This window comes from Marisediminicola sp. LYQ85, from assembly GCF_046600695.1.
In the GTDB taxonomy this organism is placed as follows: domain Bacteria; phylum Actinomycetota; class Actinomycetes; order Actinomycetales; family Microbacteriaceae; genus Marisediminicola.
Genome location: NZ_JBKIWO010000003.1, coordinates 1 through 19,316, shown reverse-complemented (window position 1 = coordinate 19,316; position 19,316 = coordinate 1). Strand labels below are relative to the sequence as shown.

Genomic DNA, 19,316 nt, shown 5'->3' with positions numbered 1-19,316 from the left:
CCGCTACCCCTGCTTGGTCAGACTCGCGAGCAGCTCGGGCGCGCGCCGGTCGACGATGCGCCCCCCGATGCGGATGCCCGCCACCGTGAGACCTGCGCCGAGCACAACCCCGACGACCAGACTGATCCAGCCCAGCACGAGGTTGCCCGTGACGAGCGCGATGATGCCGAGGATGAGCTCGGGCAGGATCGCGAGCAGCAGCAGCCCCATGACGGCGAACGAGCTGACGAAGCTGATGGTCGCGGTGCCGGGGATGGTTTTGAACGCGTTGTCGCCGGGGGCCGGGACGGGGAACACGACGCGGGCGGAGGACACGCTCGCGAGACCGAACCCGCTGAGGAGCACCCCGAGGGCGATGCCGAGGGCGGGGGCGGCGACATCCCACGCTCCGGAGAAGGCGGCGGTGGCGAGCGTCGCGATCACGACGAGGGGGACCCCGAAGCTCGCGACGGCGATCACGCGCCCGGCGCGGTCGGCGGTGCCGCTGAGGCCCGCGGCGATGTGCGAGGCGAAGGCGGTGTTGTCGAACGAGATGTCGTTGTAGATGGCGAGGGAGAGCGAGAAGGCGATGACGGGCCCGGCGAGCATGAGGAGGCCGGGCGACATGCCCGTGGAGCTCATGAAGATGAGCAGCACGGGGAAGAGCGGCACGATGAGCAGCTGGCGGGAGTAGCGGGGGTCGCGAATCCAGTAGGTGAGGGCGCGGGCGGCGACGGCTCCGGTGGGGGACGCGGGGAGGGTGCCGAAGAACCCGAGCTTGCCGCGCGTCGCCGCGCCACCGCCGCTTTCGGTGGGGGTGACGAGGGCGTCGGCGAGGCCGCGTCGCCAGAGCAGCGCGAGCACCACGGGGGTCGCGAGGCCGATGACGAATTTGATGCCCGCGGCACCCCAGTCGCCCAGGGCGATGTCGGCGGGCACCGACCAGATGGCGCCGAGCGGCGTGAACGACACGGCGTCGGTGATCAGGGGGAGGCGGTCGGAGAGCGCGTCGAGCCCGGTTCCGACGAAGGAGAGGATCGGCCCGATCAAGATGATGGGGATGAAGATGAGGATGCCCACGAGCTCGCGGTAGCGCCGTTTGGCGGCGACGCGGCGGCTGAGGGTCGCGACGAGGCGCGAGGCGAGGATGCAGGTGGCCACCCCGATGACCGCGCACACGAGTGCCGCGATGGCTGCGAGCGGGTAGCGGAACCACGTGACCGTGGTGGCGAGGGCGCCGAGCAGCGTGACGATTCCGGGGATGCCGAGGAGGCCCGCGAGGGCGAGGCCGGCGACGAGTTTGTTGAGGGGGATCGGGAATGTGACGAGCTGGCTGGGGTCGAGCGTCTGGTCGATGCCGGAGGTGAGCAGCGGCACGACGACCCACCCGATGATGAGCGCGGCGCCCGCGAGCACCACGATCATGCGGGCGGTCTCGGGTTCGGCGCCCGAGAGCAGGGCGAGCCCGACGGTCGCGACGGCGAGTGCGCCGAGGGCGTAGAGCCCGCCGAAGATGGCGCCGACGAGAACCCAGGGGCTGCGTTTGAGCGAGTTGGCGAGCAGCAGCCACCTGAGCTTTAGGAGATGCGCAACCATTCGGGCCCCTCCTCGTGGCTGCGTCCGCCGACGAGGTCGACGAACCGGTCTTCGAGGCTCGAGTCGCCGCGCACAGCATCCACTGTTCCGGCGGTGAGCACGCGGCCTTGCGCGATGATGGCGACGTGGTCGCACATGCGCTGCACGAGGTCCATCGAGTGGCTGGAGACGATCACGGTGCCGCCGGTGCGCACGTAGCCGGCGAGGATGTCGCGGATGTTGGCAGCCGACACCGGGTCGACCGATTCGAAGGGTTCGTCGAGCACGAGCAACCGCGGCGCGTGCACGAGGGCGCACGCGAGCGCGATCTTCTTGGTCATGCCCGCGGAGTAGTCGACGACGAGGGTGCCCGCGGCCTCCTGCAGGTCGAGCACGCGCAGGAGGTCGGCGACGCGAGTCGCAACGGTCTCCCTGTCCAAGCCGGTGAGAAGGCCCGAGTAGGTGACGAGCTGCTCGCCGGTGAGGCGATCGAAGAGGCGGACGTTGTCGCTCAGCACGCCGACGAGTTTCTTGGCCTCGAGGGGGTGGTGCCAGACATCCGTTCCGTGGATGGTGATCTCGCCGGCGTCGGGGCGCAGGAGGCCCGTGGCCATCGAGAGCGTGGTGGTCTTGCCGGCGCCGTTGGGGCCGACGAGGCCGTAGAACGAGCCGGCCGGAACATCGAGGTCGATGCCGTCGACGGCCACCTTGTCGCCGAAGCGCTTGTGGAGGCCGCGGATGCTGAGGGCGGTCTCGCCGTCTGCGCCCGCGGCTCGCGGTGTGGTGTCGGGGGAGGGGATGTGGTCGTCCACGACGTCATGGCTGAGTCGTGGGGCGTTCGAGGCGTCGGTCACAGATGTCTCGCTCTCGGGTCTGGGGGGCGGCGCGAGCTTTGCTCGGCTCCGCTCACGCTATCGGGCGCGGGTGACGCGTGGCATCCCCCGTGCGGTGGAGCGGCGGTCCCTGAGCCTGCCGAAGGACTCAGTCGTGCCATGCGGCTAAACTCGACACCGCCAGCCTCTGTAGCTCAATGGAAGAGCAGTTCCGTCCTAAGGAAACGGTTGGGGGTTCGAGTCCCTCCAGGGGCACCGCCCAGATTGGCCAGCTGCTGCTTCGGTATTCGGCGAAATGATCTGACCGACAGATCTGAATAAGCTGCACAAGCTGCGGCCGCCAGTAGCTAAGACATCGCGGGGAGCCGGCCAAATCATGAGTGAGCAGCTCCAGCCGTTCCTGCGATGGGCCGGTTCGAAGCGATGGCTTGTTCGGGAGCTCGGTAAGATCGCGCCACAGTCGTTCGGGAACTATTACGAGCCCTTCATGGGGTCGGCCGCGGTTTATTTCGCACTCTCGCCGGTTGCGGATGCTTTCCTGTCGGACGCACTCGAACCGTTGGTTCACTGTTACCAAACAGTGCGTGATTCGCCTTCTGCTGTTGCTGAAGCGGCTGCGGCGTGGAGTACGGACAAAGAGACGTACTATCTGATTCGCTCGAGTGCATTCACTGATCCTGTAGCGAGAGCTGCACAATTCTTGTACCTCAACAAGCTTTGCTTCAACGGCCTATACCGGGAGAACCAACGGGGTCAATTCAACGTCCCATACGGTCGTCCGAAGTCCTCTCGAGTTGTCTTCGAAGGTCAACTTGAATCTGCAGCCTCACGTCTACAAAGCGCGGAGATCACCACGTCAGATTTTGCCGCCGCAATTTGCGACGCAAAAGCAGGAGATCTCGTCTACCTCGACCCGCCCTACGTCGCCGGGCACCGCACGAATGGCTTCGTTGATTACAACGCCAAAATATTCAGCTGGGATGACCAGCGCCGACTCGCAGATCTTTTCGGTGAACTCAGTCGTCGAGGAGTCCACGTAATTATGTCGAACGCCGATCACAGCTCGCTACGTGAGCTGTACGAAGGCTTTAGCATGAAGTCCGTGGAGCGGTATTCAAGCATGTCAGCGAATTCCGGGCGGCGGGGGAAGAGTACTGAGTTACTCATCGTCAGCGAATCACTCAAGGATGCTGACGCCAGGTGACACTGCGCATCGCGGTTGTCTCGGACATTCACGCTGACCAGCAGACAGGTCGGTGGACGCGCGTCTCAGCGGAGCCTCCGGCTGCTCGATCCGGTCAGCATCCACTCGCTGACTTGGCGGACCTCGTGAGGACCCAACCGCTCTCGGCGGACTATCTTGTGGTCCCCGGGGATATCGCAAATCAAGCGAATACAGACGGTCTAGCGTACGGCTGGCGGAAGGTCCATAGTCTGGCTGCCGGATTGGGGGCTCTCGTGGTTGCCGCGCCCGGCAACCACGACGTGATGACCCACGATGACGTCGCGGATCCACGCGGGGGACTGAAGGGCCTGTTGCCGACCTTTCCGACTGGGGACAGTACTGCTGACGCCCAGTTTTGGAGTCAGGGATGGTGTTTGTTGGAGAAGCCGGACCATCGAATTCTAGTTCTCGACTCGACACTTGACTTTCCGAGCTTTCCAACAGGTGTGAGGAAGAATAGCCCCGCTTGGAGGCGATATCTGTCAGCGATTGACCGAGGAGGGCTCACCGAGCGTGTTGAGGAGGACCTCGCTCGGAAACTAGCGACATTGGATGACAAATTAAACATTGCGGTCATTCACCACCATCCAGTTGAGCACCAATTGCGAACGTTTCTTCAAGATGGCTACGGACCGATGCGTCGTGGAAGTGAACTGATAGATCTGTTTTGCCGGTTCCCCAGTGCGGGTAGGTGGCTGGTTATACATGGTCACAAACATGTCCCTCAGTTGGTCAATGCAACATCGACAACGTCTAGTGGCCCGGTTGTCTTGTGTGCCGCCAGCCTGGGAGCCAAACTTTGGGATCCGATCGACACTGTCGCCCGAAATCAGTTCCACCTCATAACTGTGCGGTCCGATTACTCCGCAGCAATGCCTGGGCTGACCGGCGAGGTAATGAGTTATACCTGGGGGATGGGTGACGGTTGGCAAGTGTCTGAGCGGAGAGGTTCGGGCTTGCCCGCTGAGGCTGGCTTCGGCAGCATGGAAGATTATCGGACAGTGGCCGCGCGCGTGGAGGCTGCTATGAATACGGGGCCTGCGGATTTTCTCCACTACGCCGATCTTAAGTCGCTTGTACCTCAACTCCCCTTCCTCCTCCCGACGGACTGGAATTACCTAGAGGACTACCTCGAGACGCGAGGGTTTGGATTCACCAGAGACCGTCTGAATCGCATCGTCCAACTCGCGCGGGTGGTGTGATCGACATGATCGAAATCGGACTTGATACTTTCAACGCTAAGCGTCTGACGCCGCGTCAAGTCGCCGCATCTTTCGTGATGCCAAGTTCATTTGGCGTTCTTGCGAGTAGCGACCACACCTATGTGATTGGCCCGCGAGGAAGCGGCAAGACCACACTCCTGAGGATGCTTACAGGCGAGAGCCTCGTGGAGTGGCGTGGTCGAGATGCGTCCGAGATGCGGTCGCGTATTCAGTTCAGCACTATTCTCCTCCCCGCGGATGAGCTGTGGGCTAGTCAGGCAACTCCGGAAATCGCTCGAGCGGCCTTCACCGCCCAGATGCTCTATGCATTCGTCGAGACCATGAGCTATCGAACCTCAGGTGCAGTCGACGTTCATCTTGGCGTCCGTCTCGACCCGGAAGCTGAAGCTGATCTGTGCCGCAGCTGTGCGGTCGCATGGGGGCTGGAAGGGGCGAGCCCCGGATTCTACGGTCTTCTGGAGGCGCTGGACTTGTTCATCACGCGGCTATCGATCTCTCCTGAAGCGGCGGAGCACGTGCTGGCGAAGGCGGACGGCCTGGCTCTTCTCACCTTTGGTGTGCGAGCTTTTAATAGGTCAGTAGGCGAAGTCAGTCGAAAGTGGGCGCTGCTGCTCGACGAGATGGAGCTTGCACCCGTCGAGATCCACCGGATGGTCATTTCATTCGTCCGTGGTGGAAGTAGCGATCTGATTCTCAAAATTTCGATGAGCCCATTCGACCGGTACATGCAAATTTACGGGACGACGGGGGCGCCGGTCCCAGGCCACGACTTTCAAACGGTCTACCTCTCGGGGCAGTCTCGCCAAGAAATTCGGCGGATCACGAACGGTCTATGGCGAGAACAACTTCGTGTGAGATCACTCCCCTACGTTTCTTTGGCGTCCGCCCTGAACCTTCCGTCAAGCGAGCGTGATTCACGCACTCGTCTACGGGCCGAGAAGTCCCCGGAGGATGTCCTCCTCGAGGCGGCACAGGTCGACCCAGGCGTGGCGTCGTGGATGCGGCAGCGGGGACTCACCCCTGAACGGCTCGCAAACCTCTCATATAACGAGCGATCAGCGACTGTTCGAAAGGTGGTGCCGCTGCTTATATTCCGAGACTCCTTATTGAACTTTCGGGCGGGATCACCTGTACGGCGCAGCCGCAAGAAATCCTTTGAACCGTTCACGGGGCCAACTGCGATCACCGCGATGCTCGAAGGAAATCCCAGGTGGATTAAGACAGCTCTTGCGCAAATGCTGGAGTTCTACGACCCATCGACCGGCCAGGTTGGCCCCGGATTCCAATACGACGCTTTGTCTTCCTTGGCAAATCGTTTCGAGTCTTTGCTACGAGTGCTTCCCAATCGTCAGACGTCAGCGTTCAGTTTTCCGGTCGTCGAACTCGTCGACCACATTGCTTCCTATCTGAGCAGTCGTAATTCCTCTCAGTTCAATCCAGATCCGCCGAACAGCTTCACGATTGATTCACGTACACCCCCCGAAATTACGAACGCCCTTATTCTCGGACTGTATGCAGGAGCCTTTGTCCACGTCCGTGACAGGCGAAGTCCTGCTGTCCTGTCGAGCTTTGAGGGACAACGTTTTCGTCTCGCCTACCTCCTCGGCATTCGTGACGGCAAAGAGTTTCCACTTCGGCTTGGGAAAGATGTTTCGCTCACATCTATTCTTCGAGAGCGGGTCAACTCGTCGCCGGTATGGCGCGATGAGCAGCTTGATGTGGACTTCTGATGAGGGTTCGTGATGTGGCGTTCAATCGGACACAGCAGTTCGACATCTTGGTAGCTACCTGCGGGTATGAGCGGCGGTCAAGCTACTTAGCGCGGCTCGGAGTCGCGGCTGCCCGCAAGCTCGCTGTTGTATACCCGGGCACCGTCGGCTTATCGTTCGCCTCAAACAGAGCGATTTATGAGGCAGAAGCATGGGACCAGGTCGCCGAACGTGAGCTTCTGGATGAGCTCGCTAGAGAGCTACATGGTGCGGTGCACGTTTCGCTATGTATCGATGTAAGCAGCATGGCGCGGCGAACGATCGCAAACATGGTTGAATTAGTCTCCGAGCACCCAAATGTGGGAGTAGTGCAGTTTGTCTACTGCCCAGCTAGGTACGAAACGAGCGCGCGTGCAGCGGCTGTTGTGCGGCCGCTAAGCGCCGGGCCAATCACTCCTTACTTCTCCGGCACGCTTCGATCACCCTCGATTCCGATCGGTCTCATCGTTGGGCTCGGACTCGAGCCTCACCGCGCAGATGGACTGATTGAGTTGCTCGAGCCTTCGCGGCTTTGGAGTTTCGTGGCCTCTAGCGAAGACGAGCGCTTCGCGACTGACGTTCTAAGCATGCACAGTTCACTCTTAGGCGGAACACGCAGTGTGCCTGTTTCGTACGACGTGCATTCGCTAAGCGATATTTACAGCTCCCTCGATTCCCTCGTCTTTTCAGCGGGTCTTCGATATCGGCTCCTTATCGCGCCGTCCGGGCCCAAAATCTTCGGTTTGGCAGCGCTTCTGGTAGGCGCGAACCGATCGGACAGCAGGCCAGCAATCTGGCGTGTTGGTGTCGAAGGGGCGATCGACGCGCCGATAGACGTGTTAGAGGCCGGAGACGTGGTGTCAGCAGTTGTTACGCTAAGCGACCACATCGATGATGCCTGACAAGAGCGCTCTCCGTCTCACGGTGTAACTTGCGGAGGTGCAGCCCGTGACTCTGTTGCACAGCCACATCCTGACCGGGTCGGCCCATCCTGCTTTGGACGTACTGGCGCGTCGCGGTGAACCTGTGGGGTGTCTCAAGGGTGTCTAAAACCCCAGCTCACTCAGGTTGCATCGGCCATGGCCGGAACATCCTCCAAATTCATCGCCGCCGGTGCACTTCCCATCAAAGTCATTTGAGCGAAGGGTTGAAGGCCTTTGAGGAAGACGACAAAATTCTGCCGGTATCTACAACGCACCGTCGACCATGCGGGTGCGGCATAGACATCAACGAAGCCAGTGACACCCCTCCATCGGGTTGGGCTTCTTGAACCGAATGAGGCCGAGGCCGGTACCGGGAACTTGCATGTCCCCGTCCTCATCCTGCGGGATCCCCCAGTGCAGACGGGATCCGCCGAGGGTTCTCTGTATTGGATTCGCCCGACCACGGTGTATTGGTGGCTTTGTGGCCCCTGGCATGACGGAAGGAGCACGTTTGGCGCCCTTTGTTCCTCGACAGAGCGCTAAATGTCACCTTCCCGCGCTCGCTTCATTCAGATTCAGGCCCGACAGTTGGGTTGGTTTTGTGATCGGCGACGCGGGCGTCCTTGTCGCTTGGATTGACGATTCGCGCCTCGTCTTCCTTCGTGGCCGGCTGGAACGCCAGCTTGCCTGCCTTCTGTCTGATTTTCGCGCGGTCGGGTTCGAGGCCCCAACAAGTACCCCAGTAGGTCTTGTTGTACTGCCTGCGCGACATGTACCTCCCTGTATCGAGCGATCGAAACCACTTGCGACCGGTTGCGTCGACGAACTCAATAAGTAGTTTCGTCTCACCCGAGTTGCGATTCACTTTGATCGATTTCTGTTCCGCGTGCCCCGGTGGGAACCTCCACCTGAAATTCACGTACTCACCGAGCACCTGAACAGCATTGGGGCCGCCTTCGGCCCACTCGTACACCGCTGCACCTGTGATCGTGTGCTCGCCGACGTTACTCACGTCCAGGAACATGTGGCGCGTTTGCTCGACGGGGCGGATAACAAAGGTGGTGTCAGTGATGAACGCATCCGCATCTTTGCGTCGTTTCTCGGCGCTGTCCCTGGCTAGCAGCCAAAAGCCGAAGAAGAAGGCTCCTGCGGTGCCAAGTGCACCAAGCATGTCCGCGAAACTGCCCCATGCCCAGTAGTCGTAACCAAAGAACCTTGCCCAGTTATCGAAGAAGTCCCGCATGGCGAAACCCTACTGTGGGGTGAACGGTCCCTCCGCCAACCCATATTGGCCGCCCCGCTACGGATGCCGACCAGTCTCGACGATGTGCCGGCAGTACTCGCATCATTGGTGCAACGCGGCTTCTGACGGGAGTTCATGCTTGTGGCGAAACTTCCGTGGGCCTGCGCGCAGCGAGGCCGACAACGAAGATTTGCACGAGGAGGAGCGTGTCCCCGGTCGTCATGCACGACCAGGCATTCGTGACGCGGTGCCACAACACGTCGACGACGACAAGCTCATTCCCGTCAACGCAACGGCAGGCAGCGCCGTTCGGAGTGGGGAGAACGGCAACAGCCTCGGCCCCTTCGGTCCTCGGACTGTCGTAGGAGAGCGCGGTCACCTGTTGAGGTGGGTCGATCTGATCTACGGGAAGCACAAATACCCTTGCGTCCCATAGCTTTCTGCCTTCGCACCAGGTCTACTTATTCCCCACGACGGGTCAACTGGAGGGTGGGGACGAAGAATGAACACAGCTGCTGATTACGTTCACATGGGGGAAATTGCGAAGGGTCTGGCGATGAACTACACGCCGAGTCCGGCGTGGCGGGGGAGCCCCTTCGAATGGATTCAGACCATGCCGCCCGCAAAGCGGGGTTCCGTCGGTCGCCGCCTCGTCGAACGTTGGGCGCAGCAAGCTGGCTTTGATGCAGAATCGTGGACGTCCGACGACAAGCAAATCTACCTTTTGATAAACGGCTTCCGTGTTCAGGTCAAGTTTTCGACACTCTGGCAAAGTGGTTTCTATAGATTTCAACAAATACGGGATCGGGATTTCGACTTCTGCTTCTGCTTGGGGCTCTCGCCGAAAAGTGTTCACGCGTGGCTCATCCCCAAGGACGCGTTAGATGCGCACGTCATCGGACACTTGGGTCAACACACGGGCTCGCAGGCTCAGGAAACAGCATGGCTTACCGTCTATCCGTCGGATCCACCTCAATGGCTCACTTGGTTCGGGGATGACTTGGATCATGTTGCTCAGATGCTGGCGGAGGGGTAGGTAACTAGTCTCCCGAGCCAGGCTGGTCTTCTCGGGCCTGCTGGTGGCATGTTTGAGGGCGAACTCCTCGGTGCCGCGCATCGCTGCTCGACGACGTCGGCCCGCGCGGGTTCCGAGTGCTGGGGAGCGGATGTCTACGCCCGCTCCGACACCTGGTGGCGCGGCATGGGCGACAACGAGCGGCGCGAGTGGATGTCGGTCTCTACTAGCTAAACCGCGACTGGACGGATGCCGCGGCCGCGGGCATCTCCGCTAACTCACCCGAGGCGAAGCAGCTCGCTGACCGTCGCATCGACTGGCTGCGAAGCGTGTTGGGCACCCCGAGCGGTTGGTCGGGTCGAACCTAGCCCAACTGTCTTGTAAACTGTTCACATCAAGGGGAGTACTCCCGTCTGCGGTAGGCCCGTCAATACGATCGCATCATTGCGTTCCGGGCTGCTGGTTCTGATTCGTCAGGGCGGAGGAGACCTTGGCATCTATTTGCCTACCCTTGGAGCGCCTTCATGCAGGTCACACCCCTGATCTGGGTCATCACCATCGCGGTGACGATCCTCTTCTTCGTCTACGAGTTCTTCGCGCACGTGCGCAAACCGCACGAGCCCAGCATCGGTGAATCCGCCCGCTGGTCGGCGTTCTACATCGGACTCGCGCTGCTCTTCGGTGTCGGCATCGGAATGACCTCCGGATGGACTTTCGGCGGCGAGTACTTCGCCGGCTACCTCACCGAGAAGGCGCTGTCGATCGACAACCTGTTCGTCTTCCTGCTCGTGATGGGGGCGTTCGCCGTTCCGAAGATCTACCAGCAGAAGGTGCTGATGATCGGCATCATCATCGCGCTGGTTCTGCGCGGCGGTTTCATCGCCGTCGGCGCGACGCTCATCGAGAACCTGTCGTGGATCTTCTACATCTTCGGCGCCCTGCTGCTCTTCCTGGCCTACCGCCAGGCGTTCGGAAGCCACGAACTCGACCCCGCGAACAACAAGTTCATGCGCTTCGTGCGCCGCCACCTGTCGGTGACCGACGAGTACCACGAAGACAAGCTCACGGTGAAGATCGACGGCAAGCGCTTCGTCACCCCGATGCTGCTCACGATCGTCGCCATCGGCTTCGTCGACCTGATCTTCGCGGTCGACTCGATCCCCGCCATCTACGGGCTCACCGAAGAGGCATACATCGTGTTCACCGCGAACGCCTTCGCGCTCATGGGTCTGCGCCAGCTGTACTTCCTCATCGGAGGACTGCTCGAGCGCCTCGTCTACCTCGCCCAGGGTCTCGCCGTCATCCTCGCGTTCATCGGTGTGAAGCTCGTCTTCCACGCCCTGCACGTCAACGAGCTGCCCTTCATCAACGGTGGTGAGCCGCTTCTGTGGGTGCCCGAGATTCCGATCTCGTTCTCGCTCCTCTTCATCGGTGCGACGATCACCGTCGCCACCGTCGCAAGCCTCATCAAGACCCGCGGAGATCGAGCCGCCCACGTCGGCGCACCAGATGAGGGCGACATCGCCGCCGTGAAGGAGGAGCGCAAGTGAGCAAGATCTCGAAGTTGGCCCGCCTCGCCCAGAAGGCGCTCGACAAGTCGGGCTCGGGCTCGAAGACATCCGGTTCCGGACAGAACGACTGGCGTGCGGTCGTGCGGAGCGCCGCGGATGCGCTGACCGGCGACGGCCGTGCCGAGCCGCAGGGCCGACCGAACTCTGCGCCCGTGCGGCCCGAGCGTGCGCAGCCCGCGGCGAACCTCACCGATGCCGACCGTGCCGCGATCGCGCGCTACGACTACCTGCTTGAGACCGCCGACCCTCGCCAGATCGAGCAGGTGCATCGCGAGGCGTTCGAGGGTCTCACTCCTGCCCAGCGGCAGGAGATCCAGGAGCGGATGAATGCCGAGCTGCCCCCGCACGAACGCCCGACCAGCGCAGAAACGGGTGACCTCGCACGCGCCGCCGCGCGCACGGAGGCGGGTCGTCCGGGGTCGCTTCGCGGCCTCCTCGCCCGCGTCGGCGGCGGCGGAACGCGGTCGGGGAGCGGTGGCGGCGGTGCAGGCCGCGGAATGATGGTCGGCGGTGCGGTCGCGGGTGCGGGCCTTGCTGCCGGCGGAGTTCTTGGGGCTGTCGCGGGCGGAGCCATCCTGAGCTCCGTCGCGGGCCCCCTCCTCGACCAGGCTGCGAGCCTCGGAGTGGACTTCGATGCTCTCGCGTCGGGGATCGACGTCGAGGGTCTGACCGGCGGGGTCGACGACCTCGCGTCCGGTGCCGGAGGCGCTGTGTCGGGCCTCGGCGACCAGGTGGGTGAGTTCGGGTCGGGCTTCGAACTGCCCGGGCTCGACGATTTCTTCGGGCGATAAGCGTTGAGCGGTAGGCGGGGCTCCCGCCTACCGCTCTCGTTTATGCGTCCGCGCGCTTCAGCTCGTCGTCGATGAAGCGCCGGGTCTCACGGCTGACCGCTCGCAGATACGTCGTCACGACGGCACGCTCGGTTTCGCTGAGTCCCTGCGCGATGTCGTCGAAGCCGGCGAAGAGCGGCTGCAGTTCGGTGATGATTCGCGCGACCGACTCGGGGGTGGCGTGCAGCTCGACACGGCGGCGATCGGTTGTCGAACGCTCGCGGCTGAGATGGCCGGCGCTTTCGAGGCGATCCACGAGTTCGGTTGCCGAGGCCGCGGTGATGCCGAGGCGCTGGGCGAGACCGTTCGGCCCGAGGGGTTCGCGGGTCGACATGAGGTGGCCCATCGCCTCGTAGTCGGTGTGTTTGAGTCCGAGCCGGCGAGCGAGGGCGGCGTCGAGTTCGGACGCAGCGCGGTTTGCCTCCCGGAACGCCCAGGAGACCTCATCCGCCTCGGTGAGCTCACGCTCGGCGAGCTCCGAAGGGTCTGGTGTCCACGCATCCGACATGTTGACACCCTAGCGTCCTGAACGTATGGTTTCCGAAAGATAAGGATTCCGACCGAAAGGGTGACCATGTCGTCGACCGCCACGGAGAGCCGGTCCCGCCTGCGGCTTCTGCTCATCGCGCTGTGCATCGCGCTCGCCCTCGTGATCGCGGGCAACTCGGCGTTGGCGATCGCGCTTCCGGATGTCGCGGCCGACCTCGATGCGAGCCAGAGCGATCTCACCTGGATCATCGACGCCTACGCTCTCGCTTTCGCCGCGCTCCTGCTGCCCGCGGGCATCGCGGCGGACAGGTTCGGTCGCCGCACGACACTGACCGTCGGCCTCATCGTGTTCGCCGCCGCGAACATCCTCTCCGGATTCTCTGCAGACCCGGAGACCTTCATCGTCTGGCGGGCCGTGGCCGGTGCGGGGGCGGCGGCCGTGTTTCCGGTGACTCTGTCGGCGCTCGTCGACGCGTATCCGAGTGAGCGGCGGGCTTTCGCCATCAGCGTCTGGTCGGCCGTGAGTGGGGCCGGGGCTGTGCTCGGCACCCTCGTGGCCGGGGCGTTGCTCGAAGTGCAGGAGTGGCCGAGCATCCAGATCGTGTTCGGGGCGCTCGCCGCTCTGCTGATCGTTCCGACCGTGGTGCTCGTCGCCGAGAACAAGCGACCGGGGCTCTCTCTCGACCCCTGGGCTGCGGCCTGGTCGGTGATCGGCCTCGCGGCACTCGTGTGGGCCATCATCGAGACCTCGGCGCTCGGCATCACCGACCCCGCCGTGATCGCCGCCTACGCGCTCGCGGCCGGCGCGCTCACCGCGTTCGTGGTGCACGAGCTGCGCACTCGTGAGCCGGCACTCGACGTGCGGCTGTTCCGATCGCGCGGGCTGACCACCGGGTCACTCATCGTCGCGCTGCAGTTCTTCGCATCGCTCGGGTTCTTCGTCATCTCGCCGCAGTATCTCCAGATCGTGGCCGAGTTCAGCCCGCTCGGTGCCGCCGTCGCCCTGCTCACCGTGACCGTCGGGGTGGGCGGCGGAACCGCCCTCGCCGCGGCGATGATCGCGCGAGTCGGGGCGACACCGCCCGGTGCGCTCGGCCTCGGGGTGATGGGAGTCGGCTTCATCCTTCTCGCCGTCGTGCTCGGTGCGGGAGACGCCAACCTCTGGATCGCGGGCATCGGCGTCGTGCTGTTCGGCCTCGGTTTCGGTCTCGCCATCACTCCCGGCACGGTGCTCATCATCGACGGCATCCCCGCCGAACGGCGCTCGGTCGCGAGTGCCGTCAACGACATCACGCGGGAGGTCGGCGGGGTCGTCGGCATCGCGATCCTCGGTTCGGTGCTCGCCGTCGGATACGCCGCACACGTCGAGACGCCTGCGGGGGTTCCCGCCGAAGTAGCCGAGGTGATCGAAGAGAGCGCGGGTGCGGGGCTCGCGATCGCCGAGCAGGCCCCGGTCGGAGGTGAGGCGCTCGCCGCAGATATCCGCAGCGCCTTCGAAGAGGGGACCGCCGACGCCATGAGGGTCGCGGGCATCGTCACGCTCGGTGCGTCGGTACTCGTCGCCGTGATCGGGCCGCGCGGGCGCCGGCGAGAGGTCGGCGATTCAGAGCCGCAGCGGATGTCCGCTCAGTAACCTGCGGCCATGAGCGTGGAGTGGCCTCTTCTCGGTCCGCCGCATGCGGTGGACGACTTCATCCGCCCCATGCCGTGGGGGTCGTCGAACTACACCGTGATCGCGGCGCCGCCCTCGCTCGTCGAGGCAGCGGAAGCGCTCGGCACGAGGCGGGTCGCGGGTGAGCTCGAGGGTGTCGAGGTGAACGTGGCCCTCAACCGTGCCCCGGTATTCTCAGGCGTCTTCATCTGGGCGGGAGCATCCCTGCTGCGGCGGTTGCGCCTCGAGGTGGGAGACCCGGTCACGGGGTTTCTCTCGCCGATCGACCCCGACGAGGTTCCCGTCGCGGGCGACCTGGCGGAGGCATTAGCGGATGCCGGGCGCCGAGACGTGTGGGACGGCCTGCCGCCGACGGTTCGGCGGCGCCATCTCGTGCCTATCGATTCGGCGGCGACGGAGAAGACCCGGGCGAAGCGGGTTCGGGCGCTGGTGGAGGGGCTGTAGGGGCTGCGCCTGGGTGGGCGTTACGCGTCGGGCCGCGACCACGCGATCGCGATGAGGCGCTTGAGCACCTCGAGGTCGACGTCCTCGAGCTTCTTCACGTAGACGCAACCGGCGCCCTCGGTGAAGGTTCCGAGGGAGGGGAGAAGAGCGGCACCCTCGGAGAGATCCTTGAGGCCGTAGATCGAGAGGGCGGCCTTGCGCGGGGAGAACGCGACCTTCGGCCAGTCGCCGTGGGTGCGCGGGTTGGCGGGGGAGACGTAGCGGTAGCTGCCGTAGCCGACCATCGAGGGGCCCCACACCACGGGCTCCACGCCGGTCACCTCGCGCAAGATCTCGGCGAGGCGCAGGCCGTCGTCCCGTCGGCGGGCGGGCGTCGCGGCGGCGAGAAAGTCGTCGACGCTCGCATCCGTCGGGCCGGTCTTGTTCTCTGCCATGAGCCCAGTGTGGCACTGGCGCAATCGATGTGCCCGTGCCGCTTGACCTTGACGCGACGTCAACCTCTAGCGTGGCTCGCATGGAACGGTCGATTCAAGAAATCGCTCGGCTCACGGGCATCACGAGTCGCGCGCTGCGGCACTACGGCGAGCTCGGCCTCGTGCCACCGAGCCGCATCGGCAGCAACGGCTATCGCTACTACGACGAGCACGCGCTCGTGCGCCTGCAGCGCGTGTTGCTGCTGCGCGACCTCGGGCTCGGATTGCGCCAGATCGCAGATGTGCTCGCCCACGAGAGCGACGAAGCATCGGCTCTCACCACCCACCTGTCGCTGCTGAGGCAGGAGAACGACCGGCTCGCGCGGCAGATCGCCGCCGTCGAGCACACCATCGCCAGCATCCAGAGAAAGGACGACCTGATGGCAGAGACGATGTTCGACGGCTTCGACCACACGCAGCACAAAGCCGAGGTCGAGGAGCACTGGGGCGCGGACGCCTATGCGCGCTCCGACGCCTGGTGGCGCGGCATGAGCGACGACGAGAGGCGGCAGTGGATGTCGCGGGTCGACGAACTCAACCGGCACTGGACGGATGCCGCGGCAGTCGGCACCTCCGCAGGCTCCCCCGAGGCGCAGCAGCTCGCGGCGCGCCACCTCGACTGGCTGCGGAGCGTGCCCGGCACGCCCTCCGGCGACGACTTCGCCGACTACGTGCGCGGGCTTGCCGAGATGTATGTCGCCGACGAGAGATTCGCGGCGAACTACGGCGGAGTGGCGGGCGCGGAGTTCGTGCGGGATGCGCTGGTGGGGCGTCTCGAATCTGCGAGCTAGGGGAGGGGTGCCGGGCGCTCGTGTTGGGCGTGCCCCGGGGTGCCGATAGCGTAAACGCGTGACGATGCCTCCTTCGCCCCACTCGCCCACGTTCGATTCGACCCGCGATTCGACCCGCGATTCGACTCGCGATTCCAGCCGCGACGCCACGCGCGAGGCTGTCGACAGCGCCCTCCGATCGGATGTGGGCCTGCTCGGCCGCCTTCTGGGGCGCGTGTTGCGTGAGTCGGGAGGGGAGGACCTCTACCGCGATGTCGAGCAGCTGCGGGCGCTCGTGATCGACGCCTACGAGACCGGAAACGACGCGGGCATCGCCGACGCCGAGACGCTCGTGGCGGGGTTCTCCGCCGAACGGGCGGAACAGGTCGCGCGGGCGTTCACGTGCTATTTCCATCTCGCCAACCTCGCCGAAGAGCACCACCGCGCCCGGGTGCTGCGCGCGCGGGAGGCGGTGTCGGCTGTCGTCGCCGACTCCATTCCCGGCGCTCTCACTGAACTCACCGACGAGCTCGGCGAAGAGGAGGTCGCGCGCCGACTCGCCGACCTGAGGTTTCACCCGGTGCTCACCGCGCATCCGACCGAGGCTCGCAGGCGGGCCGTGTCGACCGGCATCCGTCGCATCGGCGACCTTCTGGGCGAGCGCGATGCCACGACGGAGGCCACGGTGTCGGGCGCCGACGTCGAGCGCCGCCTGCTCGAAGAGATCGACGTGCTGTGGCGCACCTCGCCGCTGCGCACCAAGCGTCCGACCCCGCTCGACGAGGTGCGCACCGCGATGAGCATCTTCGACCAGACGATGTTCGAGGTCGTGCCGCGCGTGTATCGCAAGCTCGACGACTGGTTGCGCGGCGACGACGCGGGGCTGCAGCCCGCCATCGCGCCCGCGTTCTTCCGGTTGGGCAGCTGGATCGCCGCCGACCGCGACGGCAACCCGTTCGTGACCGCCGACGTCACCGGCGAAGCCGCCGAGATCGCGGCCGAACACATCCTCCTCGGTCTCGAGCGGGTCGCGCTGCGCGTCGGCCGCTCGCTGACGCTGAGCGACGAGGGAACCCCGCCCTCGGCAGACCTCCTCGCGCTCGCCGACACGCAGCAGCAGCTCGCCCCCACCCTGTTCGCGCAGGTCGGCACCCGGGCACCGTTCGAGATGCACCGGCGCGTTCTGCTCGTGATCGCCGGGCGCATCGCGGCGACGCGCACCCACAACGATGAGCCGATGGCCTACCGCGAGGCGGCAGAGCTGCTCGCCGACCTGAGGGTGCTGCAGGAGTCGCTGCGGTCGGCCGGCGCGCACCGCAGCGCGAACGGTGAGCTTCAGGGCCTCATCTGGCAGGTCGAGACCTTCGGGCTCCACCTCGCCGAGATGGAGGTGCGGCAGCACTCGCAGGTGCACCGCGAGGCGCTGAAGGAGGCGAAGGCGGCAGCGGAGTCGGGTGCGGATGTTTCCGTGGCCGGCGCCGATGGGACGGGCGGCGCCGCCGAACTCAGCGACATGACCGTCGAAGTGCTCGAGGTGTATCGCACGATCGCTCGCCTGCAGAAGCGCTACGGCACGCAGCCTTTCTCGCGCTACATCGTCTCGTTCACCCAGTCGGCTGCCGACATCAAAACCGTTTACGAGCTCGCCGCCCTCGCCCTCGGTGCGGATGACGCCCCGGTGATCAACGCCATCCCGCTGTTCGAGACGTTCGCCGACCTCAGTGCGAGCGTGTCGATCCTCGACGAGATGATCCAGCTTCCCGAGGTGCAAGCGCGTCTCGCGGCGACGGACCGCCGGCTCGAAGTGATGCTCGGATACTCCGACTCGTCGAAAGACGTCGGGCCCGTCTCGGCGACCTTCGCCCTGTTCGACGCCCAGTCGCGCATCGCGACGTGGGCGCGCGAGAACGACATCACCCTCACGCTGTTCCACGGCCGCGGCGGAGCTCTCGGCCGCGGTGGGGGGCCGGCCAACGAAGCGGTGCTCGCGCAGCCGCCCGGATCGGTCGACGGTCGCTTCAAAGTGACCGAGCAGGGTGAGGTGATCTTCGCCCACTACGGCGACAAGAAGATCGCCGCGCGTCACATCGAGCAGATGGCGGCGGCCACGCTCCTGGCGTCTGGCCCCTCGAACGAGCAGAGGAATGCATCCGCCGCTTCGCGATTCGCTCCGATGGCGAAGGTGATGGATGACGCGTCCCGCGCGCGATTCTTCGACCTCGTGAAGGCTCCCGGGTTCGCCCCGTGGTTCGCCCAGGTGACCCCGATGGAGGAGATCGGTCTGCTCGCGCTCGGGTCACGACCGGCCCGCCGAGGTCTCTCCGTCGAGTCGCTCGCCGACCTGCGCGCCATTCCGTGGGTGTTCGCCTGGACTCAGGCCCGCATCAACCTCACCGGGTGGTTCGGGCTCGGATCGGCTCTCTCCGCCGTCGGCGACGCTGCCGGGGGAGACGACGCCGAGCTGCGGGCGGCCTACCGGGACTGGCCGCTCTTTCGGTCGATGATCGACAACGTCGAGATGTCGCTCGCCAAAACCGACGGCAGGCTCGCGGCGCGGTACCTCGCGCTCGGCGATCGCGACGACCTCGCCGACCTCGTGATGGACGAGATGCAGCTCACCCGCGAGTGGGTGCAGCGCGCCACCGGACGCGACAGCATTCTCGAGACCCGGTCGGTGCTGCGCCGCGCGGTGCGCTTGCGCAGCCCCTACGTCGACGCGCTCTCGCTGCTGCAGCTGCGAGCCCTGCGGGCCCTCCGCCATCCCGGCGAAACGGGGGCGACCGACGCCGACCGTCAGTTGCTGTTGCTCACCGTGAACGGAGTGGCCGCGGGGCTGCAGAACACCGGCTGACGCGGGGATTGTGCGGGCTGTGCGGCGGTAGTTGTTCGGCGGTTTGTTGTGTGGCCGCTGCGTCAGTGGGTAGGCGGGGTGGCCGATGTTGCGCGACCGCTTGGGCAGTGGGCCCGGTTGGCTGTTCGATGGTCGTTTGGGCGCGGTGCCGCGATGCCGGAGTGTCGTCGAGGTGATGGGCGGGCTGTTCGTGGGGGCATCTAGTCCTGCCGATACGGTTGCGCGATTAGGGATCACACGCATCGGTTTTCTCTGCCGAGAATGTCGGTGGTCGGGTGTTGTCTTAGAGCATGAAGTTCGAGGAACTGACTGGTCAGCGGGAGGATTCGCTATCCGGCGACAGTCACCTGCTGCACGTCGAGCTCGACCCTGCCATGGCCGAGATCGAGCGCGGCGACGCGCTCCTGGATGACCTTCAACTCGTGCAACGCGACGAAGCGAGGCTCGCCGCG

General features: G+C 64.6%; 17 protein-coding genes and 1 tRNA gene. 13 read left to right on the top strand and 5 right to left on the bottom strand.

The genetic code is table 11. The annotated features are described in order from the left end of the window. Window positions 1-3: 3 nt before the first annotated feature. Both ACLHG5_RS12295 and ACLHG5_RS12290 read right to left on the bottom strand, forming a co-directional pair. Window positions 4-1,575 (bottom strand): transporter, encoded by a 1,572-nt coding sequence (locus tag ACLHG5_RS12295; protein ID WP_411319018.1) that lies wholly within the window; start codon window positions 1,573-1,575, stop codon window positions 4-6. Continuing rightward, the gene (locus ACLHG5_RS12290; RefSeq protein WP_411317488.1) at window positions 1,557-2,354 is read right to left on the bottom strand and encodes an ABC transporter ATP-binding protein; all 798 of its coding nucleotides are present in this window, start codon (window positions 2,352-2,354) and stop codon (window positions 1,557-1,559) included. Before ACLHG5_RS12290 ends, ACLHG5_RS12295 begins: the two co-directional genes overlap by 19 nt. Window positions 2,355-2,570: 216 nt before the next feature. On the opposite strand from ACLHG5_RS12290, the gene ACLHG5_RS12285 reads away from it, so the two are divergent. The 5 genes from ACLHG5_RS12285 to ACLHG5_RS12265 all read left to right on the top strand — a co-directional run bounded on the left by ACLHG5_RS12285 (window position 2,571) and on the right by ACLHG5_RS12265 (window position 7,485). Next, window positions 2,571-2,642: transfer RNA gene (locus ACLHG5_RS12285), tRNA-Arg, on the top strand. 121 nt (window positions 2,643-2,763) lie between these two features. After that, window positions 2,764-3,591: a DNA adenine methylase gene (locus ACLHG5_RS12280; RefSeq protein WP_411319017.1), complete on the top strand. Its 828-nt coding sequence runs from the start codon at window positions 2,764-2,766 to the stop codon at window positions 3,589-3,591. Beyond that, window positions 3,588-4,814 (top strand): metallophosphoesterase family protein, encoded by a 1,227-nt coding sequence (locus tag ACLHG5_RS12275; protein WP_411319016.1) that lies wholly within the window; start codon window positions 3,588-3,590, stop codon window positions 4,812-4,814. The genes ACLHG5_RS12280 and ACLHG5_RS12275 overlap by 4 nt, the downstream gene beginning before the upstream one ends. Continuing rightward, on the top strand, window positions 4,811-6,565 hold the full coding sequence (locus ACLHG5_RS12270) for a hypothetical protein (protein ID WP_411319015.1): 1,755 nt from the start codon (window positions 4,811-4,813) through the stop codon (window positions 6,563-6,565). Before ACLHG5_RS12275 ends, ACLHG5_RS12270 begins: the two co-directional genes overlap by 4 nt. Then, window positions 6,565-7,485 (top strand): hypothetical protein, encoded by a 921-nt coding sequence (locus ACLHG5_RS12265; protein ID WP_411319014.1) that lies wholly within the window; start codon window positions 6,565-6,567, stop codon window positions 7,483-7,485. Before ACLHG5_RS12270 ends, ACLHG5_RS12265 begins: the two co-directional genes overlap by 1 nt. 586 nt (window positions 7,486-8,071) lie before the next feature. On the opposite strand, the gene ACLHG5_RS12260 is transcribed toward ACLHG5_RS12265, so the two are convergent. Continuing rightward, complete coding sequence (locus ACLHG5_RS12260; RefSeq protein ID WP_411319013.1) at window positions 8,072-8,749, bottom strand: hypothetical protein; 678 nt, start codon at window positions 8,747-8,749, stop codon at window positions 8,072-8,074. Window positions 8,750-9,251: 502 nt separating this feature from the next. On the opposite strand from ACLHG5_RS12260, the gene ACLHG5_RS12255 reads away from it, so the two are divergent. From ACLHG5_RS12255 to ACLHG5_RS12240, 4 genes are all read left to right on the top strand, one after another. Beyond that, a complete protein-coding gene (locus tag ACLHG5_RS12255; RefSeq protein ID WP_411319012.1) occupies window positions 9,252-9,785 on the top strand; it encodes a hypothetical protein in 534 nt (177 codons plus the stop codon). A 48-nt stretch (window positions 9,786-9,833) separates the two neighbouring features. Beyond that, window positions 9,834-9,998 (top strand): hypothetical protein, encoded by a 165-nt coding sequence (locus ACLHG5_RS12250; protein WP_411319011.1) that lies wholly within the window; start codon window positions 9,834-9,836, stop codon window positions 9,996-9,998. Window positions 9,999-10,288: 290 nt separating this feature from the next. After that, the gene (locus tag ACLHG5_RS12245; protein ID WP_411319010.1) at window positions 10,289-11,314 is read left to right on the top strand and encodes a TerC family protein; all 1,026 of its coding nucleotides are present in this window, start codon (window positions 10,289-10,291) and stop codon (window positions 11,312-11,314) included. After that, window positions 11,311-12,126, top strand: a complete 816-nt coding sequence (locus tag ACLHG5_RS12240; protein ID WP_411319009.1) for a hypothetical protein — start codon at window positions 11,311-11,313, stop codon at window positions 12,124-12,126. The genes ACLHG5_RS12245 and ACLHG5_RS12240 overlap by 4 nt, the downstream gene beginning before the upstream one ends. A 40-nt stretch (window positions 12,127-12,166) precedes the next feature. Here ACLHG5_RS12240 and ACLHG5_RS12235 read toward each other — a convergent pair whose 3' ends face one another. Continuing rightward, window positions 12,167-12,673 carry a MarR family winged helix-turn-helix transcriptional regulator gene (locus ACLHG5_RS12235; RefSeq protein WP_411319008.1) on the bottom strand — a complete coding sequence of 169 codons (507 nt, stop codon included), beginning with the start codon at window positions 12,671-12,673 and terminating at the stop codon, window positions 12,167-12,169. A 66-nt stretch (window positions 12,674-12,739) separates the two neighbouring features. Between ACLHG5_RS12235 and ACLHG5_RS12230 the strand changes: the two genes are divergently transcribed. Together ACLHG5_RS12230 and ACLHG5_RS12225 are read left to right on the top strand one after the other, a co-directional pair. Continuing rightward, window positions 12,740-14,287, top strand: a complete 1,548-nt coding sequence (locus tag ACLHG5_RS12230) for an MFS transporter (RefSeq protein WP_411319007.1) — start codon at window positions 12,740-12,742, stop codon at window positions 14,285-14,287. A gap of 9 nt (window positions 14,288-14,296) precedes the next feature. Then, on the top strand, window positions 14,297-14,770 hold the full coding sequence (locus ACLHG5_RS12225; RefSeq protein WP_411317469.1) for a YdeI/OmpD-associated family protein: 474 nt from the start codon (window positions 14,297-14,299) through the stop codon (window positions 14,768-14,770). A 20-nt stretch (window positions 14,771-14,790) separates the two neighbouring features. On the opposite strand, the gene ACLHG5_RS12220 is transcribed toward ACLHG5_RS12225, so the two are convergent. Next, window positions 14,791-15,204, bottom strand: coding sequence for a DUF1801 domain-containing protein (locus tag ACLHG5_RS12220; RefSeq protein ID WP_411319006.1), 414 nt, complete (start codon window positions 15,202-15,204; stop codon window positions 14,791-14,793). 80 nt (window positions 15,205-15,284) lie between these two features. On the opposite strand from ACLHG5_RS12220, the gene ACLHG5_RS12215 reads away from it, so the two are divergent. Further along, window positions 15,285-16,034, top strand: a complete 750-nt coding sequence (locus ACLHG5_RS12215; protein ID WP_411319005.1) for a MerR family transcriptional regulator — start codon at window positions 15,285-15,287, stop codon at window positions 16,032-16,034. Between the two features lie 64 nt (window positions 16,035-16,098). Continuing rightward, window positions 16,099-18,864, top strand: a complete 2,766-nt coding sequence (locus ACLHG5_RS12210) for a phosphoenolpyruvate carboxylase (RefSeq protein ID WP_411319092.1) — start codon at window positions 16,099-16,101, stop codon at window positions 18,862-18,864. Window positions 18,865-19,316 lie beyond the last annotated feature (452 nt).